The organism is Undibacterium sp. TJN19, assembly GCF_049339485.1.
In the GTDB taxonomy this organism is placed as follows: Bacteria; Pseudomonadota; Gammaproteobacteria; order Burkholderiales; family Burkholderiaceae_D; genus Undibacterium.
This window is the reverse complement of record NZ_JBMPPL010000070.1, coordinates 1-400: the sequence shown is the minus strand read 5'-3', so window position 1 is coordinate 400 and position 400 is coordinate 1. Positions and strand designations below refer to the sequence as shown.

Annotated in this window: 1 protein-coding gene; it reads left to right on the top strand. The window is 66.2% G+C overall.

Annotated features, from left to right (window positions below; translation table 11 throughout):
- A partial coding sequence (locus tag ACO0LH_RS28565; RefSeq protein WP_422944536.1) for a condensation domain-containing protein occupies positions 1-400 on the top strand: 400 nt, incomplete at both ends.

Sequence of the window (400 nt, the reverse complement as noted above, 5' to 3'; positions counted from 1 at the left end):
TTACGCCTCCAGTTCGCCGACTACGCCCACTGGCAACGCCAGCAACTCACCGGCAACATCATCGCCGCCCAACTCAGTTACTGGGAACACCAGCTCGCCGGCCTGCCGCCCCTGCTCGACCTCCCGACCGACCTGCCACGCCCGGCCGAACAACGCTACCGCGGTGCCACCGCCATGCTCAAGTTGCCCGCCAGCCTCACAGGCGAACTGCAAGCCCTCAACCGGCGCAGCGGCAGCACCCTCTTCATGAGCCTCATCGCCGCCTTCGCCGTCCTCCTGGGCCGCTATGCCCGCCAGCACGACATCGCCATCGGCACCCCTGTGGCCAACCGCCGCCACAGCGAGACAGAAGACCTCATCGGCTTCTTCCTCAACAGCCTCGTCATGCGCTTTGATCTGC